14 protein-coding genes are annotated in these 15,499 nt (G+C 69.7%); 8 read left to right on the forward strand and 6 right to left on the reverse strand.

Going from position 1 to position 15,499, the window contains the following annotated elements; all coding sequences use genetic code 11:
* Positions 1-14: 14 nt before the first annotated feature.
* Positions 15-446 (reverse strand): Rieske (2Fe-2S) protein, encoded by a 432-nt coding sequence (locus ACGFZQ_RS17265; protein WP_393841076.1) that lies wholly within the window; start codon positions 444-446, stop codon positions 15-17.
* A 381-nt stretch (positions 447-827) separates the two neighbouring features.
* Here ACGFZQ_RS17265 and ACGFZQ_RS17270 point away from each other — a divergent pair, with 381 nt between their 5' ends.
* Together ACGFZQ_RS17270 and ACGFZQ_RS17275 are read left to right on the forward strand one after the other, a co-directional pair.
* Positions 828-2,018, forward strand: coding sequence for a LacI family DNA-binding transcriptional regulator (locus tag ACGFZQ_RS17270; RefSeq protein ID WP_393841077.1), 1,191 nt, complete (start codon positions 828-830; stop codon positions 2,016-2,018).
* Positions 2,015-2,926 carry a carbohydrate kinase gene (locus ACGFZQ_RS17275; protein WP_393841078.1) on the forward strand — a complete coding sequence of 304 codons (912 nt, stop codon included), beginning with the start codon at positions 2,015-2,017 and terminating at the stop codon, positions 2,924-2,926. Before ACGFZQ_RS17270 ends, ACGFZQ_RS17275 begins: the two co-directional genes overlap by 4 nt.
* Positions 2,927-3,105: 179 nt before the next feature.
* Here ACGFZQ_RS17275 and uvrA read toward each other — a convergent pair whose 3' ends face one another.
* Positions 3,106-6,135 (reverse strand): excinuclease ABC subunit UvrA, encoded by a 3,030-nt coding sequence (gene uvrA / locus ACGFZQ_RS17280; protein ID WP_393841079.1) that lies wholly within the window; start codon positions 6,133-6,135, stop codon positions 3,106-3,108.
* A 225-nt stretch (positions 6,136-6,360) separates the two neighbouring features.
* On the opposite strand from uvrA, the gene ACGFZQ_RS17285 reads away from it, so the two are divergent.
* The 5 genes from ACGFZQ_RS17285 (at position 6,361) to ACGFZQ_RS17305 (ending at position 10,714) form a co-directional block, all read left to right on the forward strand.
* Positions 6,361-7,047 (forward strand): maleylpyruvate isomerase family mycothiol-dependent enzyme, encoded by a 687-nt coding sequence (locus ACGFZQ_RS17285; RefSeq protein WP_393841080.1) that lies wholly within the window; start codon positions 6,361-6,363, stop codon positions 7,045-7,047.
* A 44-nt stretch (positions 7,048-7,091) separates the two neighbouring features.
* On the forward strand, positions 7,092-7,748 hold the full coding sequence (locus ACGFZQ_RS17290) for an MBL fold metallo-hydrolase (protein ID WP_393841081.1): 657 nt from the start codon (positions 7,092-7,094) through the stop codon (positions 7,746-7,748).
* A gap of 415 nt (positions 7,749-8,163) precedes the next feature.
* Positions 8,164-9,048: an ABC transporter substrate-binding protein gene (locus ACGFZQ_RS17295; RefSeq protein WP_393841082.1), complete on the forward strand. Its 885-nt coding sequence runs from the start codon at positions 8,164-8,166 to the stop codon at positions 9,046-9,048.
* Positions 9,045-9,965: an amino acid ABC transporter permease gene (locus tag ACGFZQ_RS17300; RefSeq protein ID WP_393841083.1), complete on the forward strand. Its 921-nt coding sequence runs from the start codon at positions 9,045-9,047 to the stop codon at positions 9,963-9,965. The genes ACGFZQ_RS17295 and ACGFZQ_RS17300 overlap by 4 nt, the downstream gene beginning before the upstream one ends.
* Complete coding sequence (locus ACGFZQ_RS17305; protein ID WP_393841084.1) at positions 9,962-10,714, forward strand: amino acid ABC transporter ATP-binding protein; 753 nt, start codon at positions 9,962-9,964, stop codon at positions 10,712-10,714. The genes ACGFZQ_RS17300 and ACGFZQ_RS17305 overlap by 4 nt, the downstream gene beginning before the upstream one ends.
* Positions 10,715-10,718: 4 nt before the next feature.
* Here the strand turns inward: ACGFZQ_RS17305 and aroQ are convergent, their stop codons facing one another.
* Entirely contained in the window at positions 10,719-11,192 is a 474-nt protein-coding gene (aroQ, locus tag ACGFZQ_RS17310) for a type II 3-dehydroquinate dehydratase (protein WP_393841085.1), read from the reverse strand.
* Between the two features lie 139 nt (positions 11,193-11,331).
* On the opposite strand from aroQ, the gene ACGFZQ_RS17315 reads away from it, so the two are divergent.
* Positions 11,332-12,636: an MFS transporter gene (locus ACGFZQ_RS17315; protein ID WP_351732838.1), complete on the forward strand. Its 1,305-nt coding sequence runs from the start codon at positions 11,332-11,334 to the stop codon at positions 12,634-12,636.
* 7 nt (positions 12,637-12,643) lie between these two features.
* On the opposite strand, the gene ACGFZQ_RS17320 is transcribed toward ACGFZQ_RS17315, so the two are convergent.
* The 3 genes from ACGFZQ_RS17320 to ACGFZQ_RS17330 form a co-directional block, all read right to left on the reverse strand.
* On the reverse strand, positions 12,644-13,744 hold the full coding sequence (locus ACGFZQ_RS17320; protein ID WP_393841086.1) for a calcium:proton antiporter: 1,101 nt from the start codon (positions 13,742-13,744) through the stop codon (positions 12,644-12,646).
* Positions 13,745-13,858: 114 nt separating this feature from the next.
* A complete protein-coding gene (locus ACGFZQ_RS17325) occupies positions 13,859-14,161 on the reverse strand; it encodes a hypothetical protein (RefSeq protein WP_382531741.1) in 303 nt (100 codons plus the stop codon).
* A gap of 131 nt (positions 14,162-14,292) precedes the next feature.
* On the reverse strand, positions 14,293-15,294 hold the full coding sequence (locus ACGFZQ_RS17330; protein WP_351732831.1) for a TerC/Alx family metal homeostasis membrane protein: 1,002 nt from the start codon (positions 15,292-15,294) through the stop codon (positions 14,293-14,295).
* Between the last annotated feature and the right edge of the window lie 205 nt (positions 15,295-15,499).

The following is a 15,499-nucleotide window of genomic DNA, read 5'->3' on the forward strand; positions in this document are numbered from 1 at the left end:
CCGGTCCCCGGGGATCAGGCGCCCGGCCCCGCCACGATCCGCCCGTTCGCGGCCTTGACCGGCAGCTCGTTCAACGGCTCGGTGGCCGGTGACCGGACCACCTTTCCGGTGACCGCGTCGAACTCGCTGCCGTGGCAGGGACAGACCAGCGTCGTGCCCTGGAGTTTGTTGATCGGGCACCCCGCGTGCGTGCAGATCGTGCTGTACGCCTTCAGTGCGCCGTCGGCGGAGCGGCTGACGACGACGTTGTGCTCCCGGTAGAGCTTCGCGCCGCCCTTGGTGACCTCGCTCTCGGCCCCGAGGTCGACCGGTGCGGTCGGCGTCGCCTCCGCCGGGGCTCCGCCGCCCGGAGCCGAACAGGCGGCCAGCCCGAGCCCGGCGACCGGTGTGACCGCGGCCCCACGCAGGACGGTACGGCGGCGGGCGGAGGGGCGGGCGGAGGGCATGCGGGCTCCAGTCAGGGCAGGCAGGGACGGGTGGTGGTAAGGCAGAGCGACGATACCTGGGCAGATCGTCCCGCTTCGGGGTGGGTCGGGGGCGCGGACGGGGCGGTGGGGGCGACCGGGCCGGCGGTGGACGCGGGTAGACGTTGGTGGGGGCCGGTGGTGGGGCTGGGGGGTGGGTCGACCAGCGCGGCCGATGGGTCGGGCGGAGGAGGCGTGAATATGGCCGGGGAGAGTTCATCCGATCGGACGTAAACGTTTGCGTAAGCGTTTACGCAGCGGTTCCGAATGGGGTAGCTTCCCGGCCGAGGCCCAGGCCCGCGGCAACCCGCGAGGGAACGGAAGGGCCTTGCCCTAGGGCGGGACGCGAAGGAGGGGAGCCCTGTGCCCACGATGGCCGACGTCGCCCGAAGTGCCGGTGTCTCCGTGGCGACCGTCTCTCATGTGCTGAACGAGACGCGTCCGGTGCTGCCCCACACCCGTCAGGCGGTGCTCGACGCCATCGAGGAACTGGGCTACACACCCAACACCCTCGCCCGCTCTCTGGTGACCTCGCGCACCCGCTCCATCGGGCTCGCGGTGTCGGCGATCAGCAACCCCTACTTCACGGAGATCCTGCAGGGCGTCGAGGCCGCTGCCCTGGAACACGGCTACAGCCTGCTCATCGCCGATCCGCACGACGACCCCGAGCACGAACGCAAGGTCGTCCAGCTTCTGCACGAACGCCGTGTCGACGGCGTGATCGCCGCCCCCTCCGCCGACCCGCGCGCACTCCTCGCCTATCTGGACCGGCACGCCGTGCCGACCGTCCTTCTCGACCGGGTGATCGACGGCCGCGCGGACACCGCCCCGCGCTTCGACCAGGTCTGCGCCGAGAACACCGAGCCGACGGCCCGGCTCGTCACCCATCTCGCCGGTCTCGGTCATCGCCGGATCGGCCTGGTCGCGGGGCTGCCCGGGCTCAGCACCACCGGCGAACGGATCACCGGCTACCGGCAGGGGCTCGCCTCCGCCGGGCTGCCCCTCGACGAGGGTCTGGTCGTCCCCGGCCACTCCGAGTCCGCCGGAGCCGAGCGGGCCACCGCGGCCCTGATGTCGCTCACCGTGCCGCCCACGGCGCTCGTCACCGCCAACAACGCGATGACCATCGGCGCGCTGCGCGCCCTGCGCGCACACGGCCTCTCCGTGCCGGACGACATCGCCCTGTGCTGCTTCGACGACTTCGCCTGGGCCGATCTGTTCTCGCCTCGCCTCACCGCCGTCGCCCAGCCCAGCAGAGAGATCGGCGTCGAGGCGGTCCGGGTGCTCCTCGAACGGCTGGCCGCACCCAACCGGCCCGCCAGGACCGTACGGCTTCCGTGCACCTTCGTGCACCGGACGTCGTGCGGCTGCCAGGAGGAGGACAGCGGGGCGGCTTCGACCGCGCGGGGCCGGTCGCCCTGGCCGGCAGGGTCGCGGCCGCGGTCCGCACACTCCGAGCAGGTCCCGTCCGCACACTCCGAGCAGGTCCCGCAGTCCGGACGGTCCGGGCACCACCAGCATTCCGAGTACCCCGAGGAAGGAACCCTCTTGTGATCGTCGTCGCCGGTGAGGCACTGATCGACCTGGTACCGCAGGGCACGGGCGCCCTCGCGCCCCTGCAGCCGGCACTCGGCGGTGGCCCGTACAACACGGCGGTGGCCCTCGGCCGCCTCGGCTCCCCCACCGCGTTCTGTTCCCGCACCTCGTACGACGCCTTCGGCGAGGCCCTGCTGGACGGGCTGCGGCGCGCGGGTGTCGATGTCTCCCTCGTGGAGCGCGGCACGGAACCGACCACCCTCGCGGCCGCCACGATCGACGCGCAGGGCTCGGCCTCCTACTCCTTCTATGTCGACGGCACCGCCGACCGTCTGTTCACCGCCCCCGCCAGCCTTCCCGCCACGACCCGTGCCGTCTCCTTCGGGACGCTCTCGCTCGCCCTGGAACCGGGGGCGAGCGCCTACGAGGAGCTGATGCGCGGTGCGGCCGGGCAGGGTCTGTTCACCGCCCTCGACCCGAACATCCGGGCAGGTCTGATCACGGACCCGGACGCCTACCGGGCACGCTTCAAGAGCTGGCTGCCCTCGGTGACTCTCCTCAAGCTCTCGGAGGAGGACGCGCTGTGGCTGGGCGGTACCCCGCGCGAGTGGCTGGCGTCGGGCCCCTCCGCAGTGGTGATCACCCATGGCGGTGACGGTCTCAGCGCCTTCACCCCCGACGGCACCGTGTACGCCGCCCCCGGTGAGGAGGTCGACGTCGTGGACACGATCGGCGCCGGCGACACCGTGAACGCGGCTCTGCTGCATGGACTTGCCGCCCAGGACGCCCTGTCCGCCGAGGCGCTCGCGGGACTGGGCGCCGACGGCTGGACGAAGCTGCTGCGATTCGCGGCGCGGGCAGCCGCGATCACCTGCTCCCGGGCGGGTGCGGAGCCGCCGTACGCCTCCGAACTCGGCCAGCTGTAAGGGAGGTTCGGCTCTCCGTCGCCGAATTCGTCGCTACCGCTGATTCCGCTTTTGATGAGTCAAGGTTCGTCGTCGCCGCGGGGATCGGGCGGCTGATGATGGAACGAGCGGCGCCCCGCGGGAAGTTCCCACGGGCGCCGCACTTTTCTGGATTCGTCCGATCCGGTTGCCCGGGGGTCTCAGGCCTTGCCAACCCGCGTCGTCTTCTTCGCGGGCGTCGTCTTCCTCGTGACCCCGGCCGCCTTCTTCGCGGCCGTGTTGTTGGCGGTCGTGGCGGTCGCCGTCTTCTTCGCGGCCGACTTGGCCGCGACCGTCTTCTTCGCCGCCGTCTTGCGCGGGGCCTTCACCGAGCTGGCGTCGCTGATGCGGTCGGCGCCGAGGATCTCGCGCAGGAACTTGCCGGTGTGGCTGGCCGGGACGGCGGCGACCTCCTCGGGCGTGCCCTCCGCGACGACGAGTCCGCCACCGCCACCGCCTTCCGGACCCATGTCGACGACCCAGTCCGCGGTCTTGATCACATCGAGGTTGTGCTCGATGACGATGACCGTGTTGCCCTTGTCCACGAGGCCGGCGAGGACCTTCAGCAGCTTGCTGATGTCCTCGAAGTGCAGACCGGTGGTCGGCTCGTCCAGGACGTAGACCGTGCGCCCGGTGGAGCGCTTCTGCAGCTCGCTGGCGAGCTTCACGCGCTGCGCCTCACCGCCGGACAGGGTGGTCGCGGACTGGCCGAGGCGGACGTAGCCGAGACCGACGTCGTTCAGCGTCGTGAGGTGGCGGTTGATCGCCGGAACGGCCTCGAAGAAGTGCATGGCTTCTTCGATGGGCATGTTCAGGACCTCGGAGATGGACTTGCCCTTGTAGTGGACCTCCAGCGTCTCCCGGTTGTACCGGGCTCCGTGGCAGACCTCGCACGGGACGTAGACGTCCGGGAGGAAGTTCATCTCGATCTTGATGGTGCCGTCGCCCGCGCAGTTCTCGCAGCGGCCGCCCTTGACGTTGAAGGAGAAGCGGCCCGGCAGGTAGCCGCGGACCTTCGCCTCGGTGGTCTCGGCGAACAGCTTGCGGACGTGGTCGAAGACCCCGGTGTACGTCGCCGGGTTGGATCGCGGGGTGCGGCCGATGGGCGACTGGTCGACGTGCACGACCTTGTCGACGAGGTCGTCGCCGTCCACGCGCGTGTGCCTGCCGGGGACGTTCCGCGCACCGTTCAGCTCACGGGCCAGGTGCGTGTACAGGATGTCGTTGACCAGCGTCGACTTGCCGGAGCCGGACACGCCCGTGACGGCCGTGAACACGCCCAGCGGGAAGGACACGTCGATGTCCTGGAGGTTGTTCTCGCGGGCGCCGTGCACCGTGAGCCTGCGAGTGGGGTCCTGTGGGCGGCGGATGTCGGGCAGCGGGATCGCCTTCTTGCCGGACAGGTACTGACCGGTCTGCGACTCCTCGTTGGCGAGCAGTTCCTTGAGGGAGCCGCTGTGTACGACGTTGCCGCCGTGCTCGCCTGCGCCGGGGCCGATGTCGACGACCCAGTCGGCGACCTTGATGGTGTCCTCGTCGTGCTCGACGACGATGAGCGTGTTGCCCATGTCGCGGAGCCGGACCAGGGTCTCGATCAGCCGGTGGTTGTCACGCTGGTGCAGGCCGATCGACGGCTCGTCCAGGACGTACAGGACGCCGACGAGACCGGAGCCGATCTGGGTGGCCAGGCGGATGCGCTGGGCCTCGCCGCCCGAGAGGGTGCCGGCCGCGCGGTTCAGCGAGAGGTAGTCCAGGCCGACGTCGACCAGGAACCGCAGCCGCTCGTTGACCTCCTTCAGCACGCGCTCGGCGATCTTCTTGTCGCGGGCGTTGAGCTTGAGCTCGCCCAGGAACTCCGCGCAGTCGCTGATGGACATCGCCGAGACCTCGGCGATCGACTTGTCCATGATCGTGACCGCGAGGACGATCGGCTTCAGGCGCGTGCCCTGACAGGTCGGGCAGGGCACCTCGCGCATGTAGCCCTCGAAGCGCTCGCGGCTGGCGTCGCTCTCGGCCTCGCTGTGCCGGCGCTTGACGAAGGGCACCGCGCCCTCGAAGGGCGTGGTGTACACGCGCTCGCGGCCGTAGCGGTTGCGGTAGCGGACCTCGATCTGCGTCTTGTGGCCGTAGAGCAGGGCCTTCTTGGCGCGCTGCGGCAGCCCGGCGAAGGGGATGTCGGTGCGGAAGCCCAGCGCGTCGGCGAGGGCGCCGATCAGGCGGCCGAAGTAGTCCTTGGTGTGCCCGTGCGACCAGGGGTGGATGGCACCCTCGTCGAGCGACTTGTCCTCGTCCGGGACGATCAGCTCCGGGTCGACCTCCATGCGCGTGCCGATGCCCGTGCACTCGGGGCAGGCGCCGAAGGGCGAGTTGAAGGAGAAGGAACGGGGCTCCAGCTCCTCGAAGGACAGGTCGTCGTACGGGCAGTACAGGTGCTCCGAGTACATGCGCTCGCGCTCCGGATCGCCCTCGGGGAGGTCGACGAAGTCGAGCACGACCATGCCGCCGGACAGGCCGAGCGCGGTCTCGACGGAGTCGGTGAGGCGGCGCTTGGCGGTGTCCTTCACCGTGAGACGGTCGACGACCACCTCGATGGTGTGCTTCTCCTGCTTCTTCAGCGTCGGCGGCTCGGAGAGCTGGATGGTCTCGCCGTCCACGCGCGCGCGGGAGTAACCCTTGGTCTGGAGGTCGGCGAAGAGGTCGACGAACTCGCCCTTGCGCTCGCGCACCAGCGGCGAGAGCACCTGGAAGCGGCTCCCCTCCGGCAGCTCCAGGACCTTGTCCACGATGGCCTGCGGCGACTGGCGGGAGATCGGACGGCCGCACTCGGGGCAGTGCGGCTTGCCGATGCGCGCGAAGAGCAGACGCAGGTAGTCGTAGACCTCGGTGATGGTGCCGACCGTCGAGCGCGGGTTGCGCGAGGTCGACTTCTGGTCGATGGACACCGCCGGGGACAGACCCTCGATGAAGTCCACGTCCGGCTTGTCCATCTGCCCGAGGAACTGGCGGGCGTACGAGGAGAGTGACTCCACGTAGCGACGCTGGCCCTCGGCGAAGATCGTGTCGAAGGCCAGGGAGGACTTGCCCGACCCGGACAGCCCCGTGAAGACGATGAGCGAGTCACGAGGCAGGTCGAGCGAGACATTCTTCAGATTGTGCTCGCGCGCGCCACGGACGATGAGACGGTCGGCCACAGCCGGTCCGCACCTTTCTTGAGAGAAGTGACAGGGGCAGAGCCCCGTGCTTCTTCAGACTAGGGGGAGCCACTGACAACGCCGGTTCGGATTCCTGGATGCGTAAACAATCCCGGACCATCCAGCATGCCCGACGCCGCCACCGACGATATAGCACGCGCATTCGATTTACGGACCTCGCGCGAAACCTTCACCCGAAGGTGTGGCGGGACTACTGTCAGCTCCATGATTGATCACGCTCATGACCTGGCGTCTGTACAGGAAGCGACGTACCGGCTCCTCACCGCAGTCGCCAAACTGGACAACGCGTCCGTAGCGCGACCGTCACGGCTGCCCGACTGGACGGTCGGCCACGTCCTGGCCCACCTCGCCCGCAACGCGGACGCGCTCACGAACGTCCTCGACGGACATCCCATGTACGCCTCCGGCGAGGCCCGGGACGCCGACATCGCGCGTGACGCCCCGCGCCCGCTCGACGCCCAGCTCACCGACCTGCGCGAGAGCGACGCCCGCTTCCGGGCCAGAGGGGCCGAGCCCGCGGACTGGACGCGCACGGTGGAACTGCGCAACGGGGTCACCGACACGGCGGCCCGGGTGCCGTTCCGGCGCTGGGGCGAGGTCGAGCTGCACCATGTCGACCTCGGGATCGGGTACGAGCTGGAGGACCTCCCGGAGGAGTTCACGGAGCGGGAGATCGACTTCCTGGCGGCCCGCTTCCTCGCGCACCCCGACGTCCCGGCGACAAGGATCACGGACGGCACGCGCGCGTGGCATACAGGACGGCAGGCCTCCCGGCCGGAGGTCACCGTCACCGGCCGGCCGGCGGACCTGCTGGGCTGGCTCGCCGGACGCCGCGCTGAAGCCGTCCTGGACGTGTCCGGCGGGACACTGCCCGCGCTCCCTCCGCTGTAGCGCACGGCACCTCGCCGGCCACTCCCCGCTATAGGCTGACCGCCATGACGTACAGCGGAGAGGTGACGGTCGGCGGACCGGCGGACGTGCACGAGCTCAAGGACCTGATGATCACCAAGATCGCGGTCGGGCCCATGGACAACAACGCCTATCTGCTGCGCTGCCGCGCCACGGACGAGCAACTGCTGATCGACGCGGCCAACGACGCGGAGACACTCCTGGGCATGATCGGTGACGACGGCATCGCGTCCGTCGTCACCACGCACCAGCACGGCGACCACTGGCAGGCGCTGGCCGAGGTCGTCGCCACCACCGGCGCACGGACGTACGCGGGCCGCGAGGACACCTCCGGCATCCCGGTCACCACCGACGTCGCCGTCGACGACGGCGACGTCATCCGGGTCGGCCAGGTCGAACTGACCGCCCGGCACCTGGTCGGTCACACCCCCGGCTCCATCGCCCTGGTCTACGACGACCCGCACGGCCATCCGCACGTCTTCACCGGGGACTGCCTCTTCCCCGGCGGGGTCGGCAACACGCGCAAGAACGCGAAGGCCTTCGCCAGCCTGATCCACGACGTCGAGACCAAGATCTTCGACGTACTGCCGGACGAGACCTGGGTGTACCCGGGGCACGGCAACGACACCACGCTGGGCACCGAGCGCCCGCACCTGCCGGAGTGGCACGCGCGCGGGTGGTGAGCACGGGGTACGCACGCTGGGCGTGAGCCGAGTGCATGAGCGCGCGCCCGGCGCGCGGTTCTCAACTCGCGCCCGGCGCACACCCCTTCACTCGCGCCCCGCGTGCACGACGTCACACGCCCCGCGCGGACTCCTCGCGCGCCCCGTGTGAACAGTTCGCACGCGCCGGAGTCCAGCGCACGCTCCCCGCGCACGTCGTTGCGCGGTCAACTGGTGACAGCCCCGCACAGGATGACGGCTCCTGCGCGGTACGGGCCGCCGGTCACCATTCCCCGCCCTCGACCGGCGGCCCCGGCGTGACCACCTCGCAACCCGCAGCAGGCAACGTTCACAAGACCGCAACACCGGTTCCCAGTATGCGGACAAATACCGTCTTGACCTGGACAAACGCGGCCTTCGCTGTCACTCTCCCGCCATGCACCCTGCCCCGAGCGCACTGCGCCGCGCTGTCGCCGCCGCCACCATAGCCCTGCTCGCCACCGCTGTCGGCTGTGCTCCGCAGCCGGACGACAAGGCCTCCGGCGGTTCCTCCTCGTCGGCCGGAACCACCTGCGCCAAGGGCAAGTTGGCCACCCAGACGTCGGGCAAGCTGACGATCGCGACGGACGAACCGGCGTACGAGCCCTGGTTCAAGGACGACAAGCCGGCCAACGGCGAGGGCTTCGAGTCGGCGGTCGCGTACGCCGTGGCAAAGCAGCTGGGGTACGACAAGGGTTCAGTCGTCTGGCAGAGCGTGCCGTTCAACAAGGCGTTCGCGCCCGGTGTGAAGACCTTCGACTTCGACATCAACCAGGTGTCCATCAGCGCCGAGCGCAAGAAGGCCGTGGACTTCTCGTCGGGTTACTACGACGTGCGCCAGGCGGTCATCGCGCTGAAGGGCAGCAAGGCCGCGAAGGCGACCACCATCGCGGATCTGAAGGGGCTGAAGCTGGGCGCCCAGGTCGGCACCACCAGCCTCGACTACATCACCGACGTGGTGAAGCCGTCGCAGCAGCCCGCCGTGTACGCCAAGAACGACCAGGCCAAGTCGGCGCTGAAGAACGGCCAGGTGGACGCGATCGTGGTCGACCTGCCGACCGCGTTCTACATCACCTCGGCCGAGGTGACCGACGCGAAGATCGTGGGCCAGTTCGAGAACCAGGGCGGCACACCCGAGCAGTTCGGCCTGGTCCTCGACAAGGGCAGCGCGCTCACCTCGTGCGTCACGAACGCCGTCGACGCGCTGCGCAAGGACGGCACCCTGGCGAAGATCGAGCAGCAGTGGCTCTCCGACGCCGTCGACGCCCCGGTGCTCAAGTGACCGTCACGAAGGACGGGACAGGGCAGGAGGGCGCGAAAGACGCGAGTGGCATGTCCGAGCGCGGGGACGACGGCTACACCCCGTCCGGACGGCGGCTGGAGCGGGAGCGCTACCGGCGTGCCCGGGCCCGCCGTGCCACCGCGATCGCCGCGCTCTCGACGCTGGTCACGGCGGCCGTGCTCTATCTGGTCGTCGTGAGCGCGCCCGGCTGGCCGCGTACCAAGGAGACGTTCTTCAACGGGCAGTACGCGCGCGAGGCGTTTCCGAAGGTCCTCGAAGGGCTGTGGCTGAACGTCCGGCTGCTGGTCGTCTGCGGGGCCGCCGTACTGGCCCTCGGCATGCTGATCGCCATCGCGCGCACGCTGCGCGGGCCGGTGTTCTTCCCGCTGCGGGCGCTCGCGGCGGCGTACACCGACTTCTTCCGCGGGCTGCCGCTGATCATCAACCTGATGATCGTGGTCCTGGGTGTCCCGGCGCTGCGGCTCCAGGGGGTGACGGTCGATCCGGTGCTGCTGGGCGGTACGGCGCTGACGCTGACGTACTCCGCGTATGTCGCCGAGGTGTTCCGCGCCGGCATCGAGTCGGTCCATCCCTCGCAGCGCGCGGCGGCCCGCTCGCTCGGCCTGACCAACCGGCAGGCCCTGCGCCATGTCGTGCTTCCGCAGGCGGTACGGCGTCAGGTGCCGCCGCTGCTGAACGACCTGGTGTCGCTCCAGAAGGACACCGGTCTGGTGTCGATCGGCGGTGCGATCGACGCCGTACGCGCGGCGGACATCATCGTGGGCCGCAGCCTCAACTACACGCCGTACATCGTCGCCGGGCTGGTCTTCGTGGCGCTGACCATCCCGATGACCCGTTTCACGGACTGGGTGACGGCCAGGATGGACCGGCAGCGGGCCCAGGGAGGATCCATATGAGCAACGCACCTGTCCTGCGCATGGAGTCCGTCCGCAAGACCTTCGGCGGCTCGGTGGTCCTGCGGGACGTGGACCTGGCGGTCGCCCCGCACACGGTGACCGCGCTGATCGGCGCGTCCGGATCCGGCAAGTCGACGCTGCTGCGCTGCGCCAACCTCCTCGAGGAGATCGACGACGGCGCGATCTGGCTGGACGGCGAGGAGATCACCGACCCGCGTGCGGACCAGGACGCGGTGCGCCGCCGTATCGGCGTGGTCTTCCAGGCGTACAACCTCTTCCCGCACATGACCGTGCTGGAGAACATCACCCTGGCGCCGCGCCGGGTGCACGGCGTCTCCCGCGCGGAAGCCGAGGAGCGGGCCAGGGAGCTGCTCGAGCGCCTCGGCCTGGGTGACAAGGCGGGCGCCTACCCCGACCGGCTGAGCGGCGGTCAGCAGCAGCGGGTGGCGATCGTGCGCGCCCTTGCGGTACGGCCCCGGCTGCTGCTGCTCGACGAGATCACCGCCGCCCTCGACCCGGAGCTGGTCGGCGAGGTGCTCACCGTGGTCCGTGGTCTGAAGGACGAGGGCATGACCATGGTGCTGGCGACGCACGAGATGGGCTTCGCCCGGGACGTCGCCGACCAGATCTGCTTCCTCGACGGCGGCGTCGTACTCGAACACGGCACTGCCGATCAGGTGTTCGGCGCCCCGCAACAGGAACGCACCCGGCGCTTCCTGCGGCGGATCGTGGAGGCCGGACGGCTCTGAGGGGTCACGCCTCGGCGGTGGCGGCGCCGACCAGCGCCGCCACCCGCTCCACGCCGAACACATAGCCCTGCACACCGCATCCGGCGATCACGCCGTCGGCACGCAGGGAGACATAGGAGTGGTGCCGGAACGCCTCGCGCTGGTGGATGTTGGAGATGTGGACCTCCAGCACAGGCATCCCGTCACAGGCGTTGAGGGCGTCCAGGATGGCGACCGAGGTGTGCGAGTAGGCACCCGGGTTGATGACGATCCCGCAGTGGCCAAGGCGCGCCTCGTGGATCCAGTCGACCAGTTCGCCCTCGTGGTTGGACTGGCGGAAGTCCACGGTGCCGCCGTGCGCGGCCGCCGCCTTGACGCAGAGGGCCTCGACGTCGGCGAGCGTGTCGGAGCCGTAGATCTCGGGCTGACGCTGGCCGAGCAGGTTCAGGTTGGGCCCGTTGAGGATCATGATCGGGGCGTTGGCCAGGGTGCGGGGCACGCTTCCTCCGGTCCGTTCGGACGATGAGCGGCCCTGGGCGGACCGCGGCTCAGACCGGTTTATCACGGTGCGCCGAGGCGCCCGCGAAGGGCGCCGTGCGCCCCCGTAACTGACGGTCACCGTGGGTAGTTGACGCGACATGCACGATGTACGCACCGTAAGGGTTCCCTCGATGCTGCGGCTGGCGGCCGCCTCGCTCGCCGGGACCGCCATCGAGTTCTACGACTTCTTCGTCTACGGCACGGCCGCGGCGCTCGTCCTGGGGCCGCTGTTCTTCCCGACGTTCTCGCCGCTCGCGGGGACGCTGGCGGCGTTCGGGACGTTCGGCGTGGGGTTCGTGGCCCGGCCGCTGGGCTCGGTGCTGTTCGGGCACATCGGGGACCGGCGTGGCCGGCGTCCGGTCCTGGTCGCGTCCCTGCTGCTGACCGGCGCCTCGACCGTCGCGGTCGGGTTCGTGCCGTCGTACGACAGGATCGGCGTTGCCGCTCCTCTGCTGCTTCTCCTGCTGCGCTTTCTGCAGGGGCTGGGGCTCGGCGGGGAGTGGGGCGGGGCAGTACTGCTGACCGCTGAGCACGCGCCACCCGGGCGGCGCGCCCTGTGGTCGAGCTTTCCGCAGATCGGCCCGGCCATCGGCTTTCTGCTCGCCAACGGCGTGATGCTGGCCCTGTCCGCGTCGCTTTCCGAAGCGGAGTTCGCGCAGTGGGGCTGGCGGGTGCCGTTCTGGGCGGCCGGAGCGTTGGCGCTGAGCGGGTTGTGGCTGCGTTCGTCGCTCGCCGAGAGCCCCCGGTTCCTGGAGCTCGACGACCACGCGCGCGTGCCGATCGCGGAGGTCGTACGGCATCACTGGCGGCTGGTGCTGCTGACGGCGGGGGCGCTCGCGGTCGGGTACGCGGTGTTCTACGCGGTGACCACCTGGTCGCTGGCGTACGGGACGGACCGGCTCGGAGTGAGCCGTACCGTCATGCTCGTCTGCATCATGGCCGCCGTGGTGGTGAAGGGCTCGCTCACGCCGGTCATGGCCCTGCTCGGCGACCGCTACGGGCGGCGGCCGCTGTGCCTGGTGGGGTGCACGGCCTCGGCGCTGTGGATGTTCCCGATGGTCGCGCTGCTGGCGACCGGTGAGCCCCTGCTGATGTTCCTCGGGTTCACGGGCGCGCTGATCTCCTTCATCACCATGTTCTCGGTCATCGCCGCCTATCTGCCGGAGCTGTACGAGCCTCGGGTGCGCTGCACCGGCGCCGCCGTCGGCTACAACCTCGGCGGGGTCCTCGGGGGCGCGCTCACGCCGATCGTGGCGACGGCACTGGCGGAGCACAGTGGGCGCGTGCCGTGGGCCGTGGGGGCGTACCTGACGGCGATCGCGCTGCTGAGCCTGGGCTGCTTCGCGCTGCTGCCGGAGACGCGCCCGGTGCCGGTGGCGGCGGCCGAGCCGGTCACCGGGTGACCGCGATCTAGGGGTTGATCGCCAGCTCCAGATAGGCGGCGAACAGCACCAGGTGGACGCCGCCCTGGAGCGGTGTGGCCCGGCCCGGCACCACCGTGAGGGAGCTGACCACCACGGTGAGCGCGAGCAGCAGCATGTGGGTGGCGCCGAGGCCGAGGACCAGAGGGCCGGAGAGCCAGATGGAGGCGAGGGCGACAGCGGGGATGGTCAGGCCGATGCTGGCCATCGCCGAGCCCAGCGCCAGGTTGAGGCTGGTCTGCACACGGTCGCGGCGGGCGGAGCGCAGGGCTGCGATGGTCTCGGGGAGCAGCACCAGCAGGGCGATGATCACACCGACGACGGCTTGGTGCAGTCCGGCGGCCTGCACGCCGGACTCGATCGTCGGCGACACGCCCTTGGCCAGTCCGACGACGCCGACGAGGGCGAGGCCCAGCAGGCCGAGGCTGATCCAGGCGGTGCGCTGGGAGGGGGCCTCGGCGTGGTCGTCGCCGTCGATCACCTCGCCCTGCCGGGTGATCGGCAGGAAGTAGTCGCGGTGCCGCACGGTCTGGGTGGCGACGAACAGGCCGTACAGGATCAGTGAGGACAGGGCCGCGAAGGTCAGCTGGACGCCGGAGAACTCCGGGCCCGGTCTGCTGGTGGTGAAGGTCGGCAGGACCAGGCTGAGCGTGGCCAGCGTGGCCACGGTCGCGAGGGCGGCGCCGGTGCCCTCGGGGTTGAAGACCGCGGTGCCGTGGCGCAGGGAGGCGACGAGGAGACAGATGCCGACGATGCCGTTGCAGGTGATCATCACGGCGGCGAAGACGGTGTCCCGGGCCAGGGTGGAACTCTTGTCGCCCCCGTCGACCATGAGGGTGACGATCAGGGCCACCTCGATGATCGTGACGGCGATGGCGAGGACCAGGGAGCCGAAGGGTTCACCGACCCGGTGGGCGACGACCTCGGCGTGGTGAACGGCGGCGAGGACGGATCCGGCGAGGACCACGGTCACCAGTGCGACGACCGCACCGGGCAGATCGCGGCCCCAGGTGAACAGGAGCAGGACGACCGCGAACACCGGCACGAGGAACGTCCACTGAGTGGTGAGCGACCTGAGCCGAGTGATCATGCAGCGATGGTGGCAGAGGCGTCCGGGGTTCGCATTCCAGTCCTTTCGGGTGCCGGGGGCCTGCCCGCCGGCGCGGTTGGCCCCCGGGTCGTACGGGCGCGGTCGGTCGAACGGTTACGTGAAGTCGGTCATGTCCACGACGTCGCAGTCGGTGAAGGACGGCGGGCGGGTGCACAGGGCGGCCATCTGCTCGGCGAACTTGCTCGTCTCGGGGTCGTCACTGTTGCGCATGGCCTCCTCGTAGGAGTTGAACTCGATCACGCCCAGGTAGTGGCCTGGCCGGCTCCGGTCCCTGAGGATCAGTCGACGCGTCGGGCTGTTCTCACCGCCGGCGAGCTGGTTGCCCATCTCGTCCGCGAGGGCCCTCATCTCGTCGATGCGGTCGGTCTCGAAGTCGATGATCTGGACGAATGTCACGGTTGCCTCCACCGGGTGGCGGAGCACCCCCGACCGGGGACGCTCCGCCACCCACCGAAGCACCGGGAGCGGTGGGTCGGCAATGCGCTTCGCACCGCTCCACGGGGTGGTTGTTCCTACGTCCGACGTGGTCAGACGTCGATGCTGTCCTTCGGAGCGCCTTCGCTCCGGGTCTGCGCCGCCTCGGCCGCCGCCTGCTTCCTGGAGGCCCGCAGGCTGGTGATCGTGGTGACGATCAGGACCGCGCAGATGACGCCGAGCGAGACCGGGATGCTGATCTCCGGGACGTGGACGCCGGACTCGTGCAGGGCGTGCAGCACGAGCTTGACGCCGATGAAGCCGAGGATGATCGACAGGCCGTAGGAGAGGTGGACCAGCTTCTTCAGCAGTCCGCCGATGAGGAAGTACAGCTGCCGCAGGCCCATCAGCGCGAAGGCGTTGGCCGTGAAGACGATGTACGGGTCCTGCGTCAGGCCGAAGATCGCGGGGATGGAGTCCAGCGCGAACAGGACATCGGTCGTACCGATCGCAAGCATCACGACCAGCATCGGGGTCATGACCCGCTTGCCGTTCTGCTGGATCCACAGCTTGGTGCCGTGGTAGCGGTCGGCCACGCCGAACCTGCGCTCCGCGGCCTTGAGCAGCTTGTTCTCCTCGAACTCCTCTTCCTCGTCGTCGGCCCGGGCCTCCTGGATCAGCTTCCAGGCGGTCCAGATCAGGAAGGCGCCGAAGAGGAAGAACACCCACGAGAAGCTGGCGAGGATCGCGGCGCCCGCGGCGATGAAGATGGCCCGCAGGACCAGGGCTATGAGGACTCCGACGAGCAGCACCCGCTGCTGGTACTGCGAGGGCACTGCGAACTTCGCCATGATCAGGACGAAGACGAAGAGGTTGTCGACGCTCAGCGACTTCTCGGTGATGAAGCCCGCGAAGAACTCGCCGCCGGCCTGGCCGCCGCCGAAGACGAGCAGGCCGAGGCCGAAGAGTCCGGCCAGGGCGATCCAGACGACGGTCCAGATTCCTGCTTCCTTGACGGATACGTCATGCGGCTTGCGGCCGATGAAGAAGTCGACCGCGATCAGGGCGGCCAGACCCAAGATGGTGAGGACCCAAAGGGTCACGGATACATCCACTGTGCCTCCGGTTCGTGAATGGCAAAGATCAGCGTCTTCGCTGCCGGAGGTCTCTTCCACCCGAGACGGGCCGACGCCCCGGGATCCGGTCGGATCCGTATTGACGGGTACGCCGCAGCAGACAGGGAGTACTCCCCTCCGTGAGGAAAACAGTACCCCAATCACCAAGGAAAGGTAAAGCAATTGGCAAAAGAAAGACCAAATT

It is taken from the genome of Streptomyces sp. NPDC048254, assembly GCF_043201895.1.
Taxonomy (GTDB): domain Bacteria; phylum Actinomycetota; class Actinomycetes; order Streptomycetales; family Streptomycetaceae; genus Streptomyces.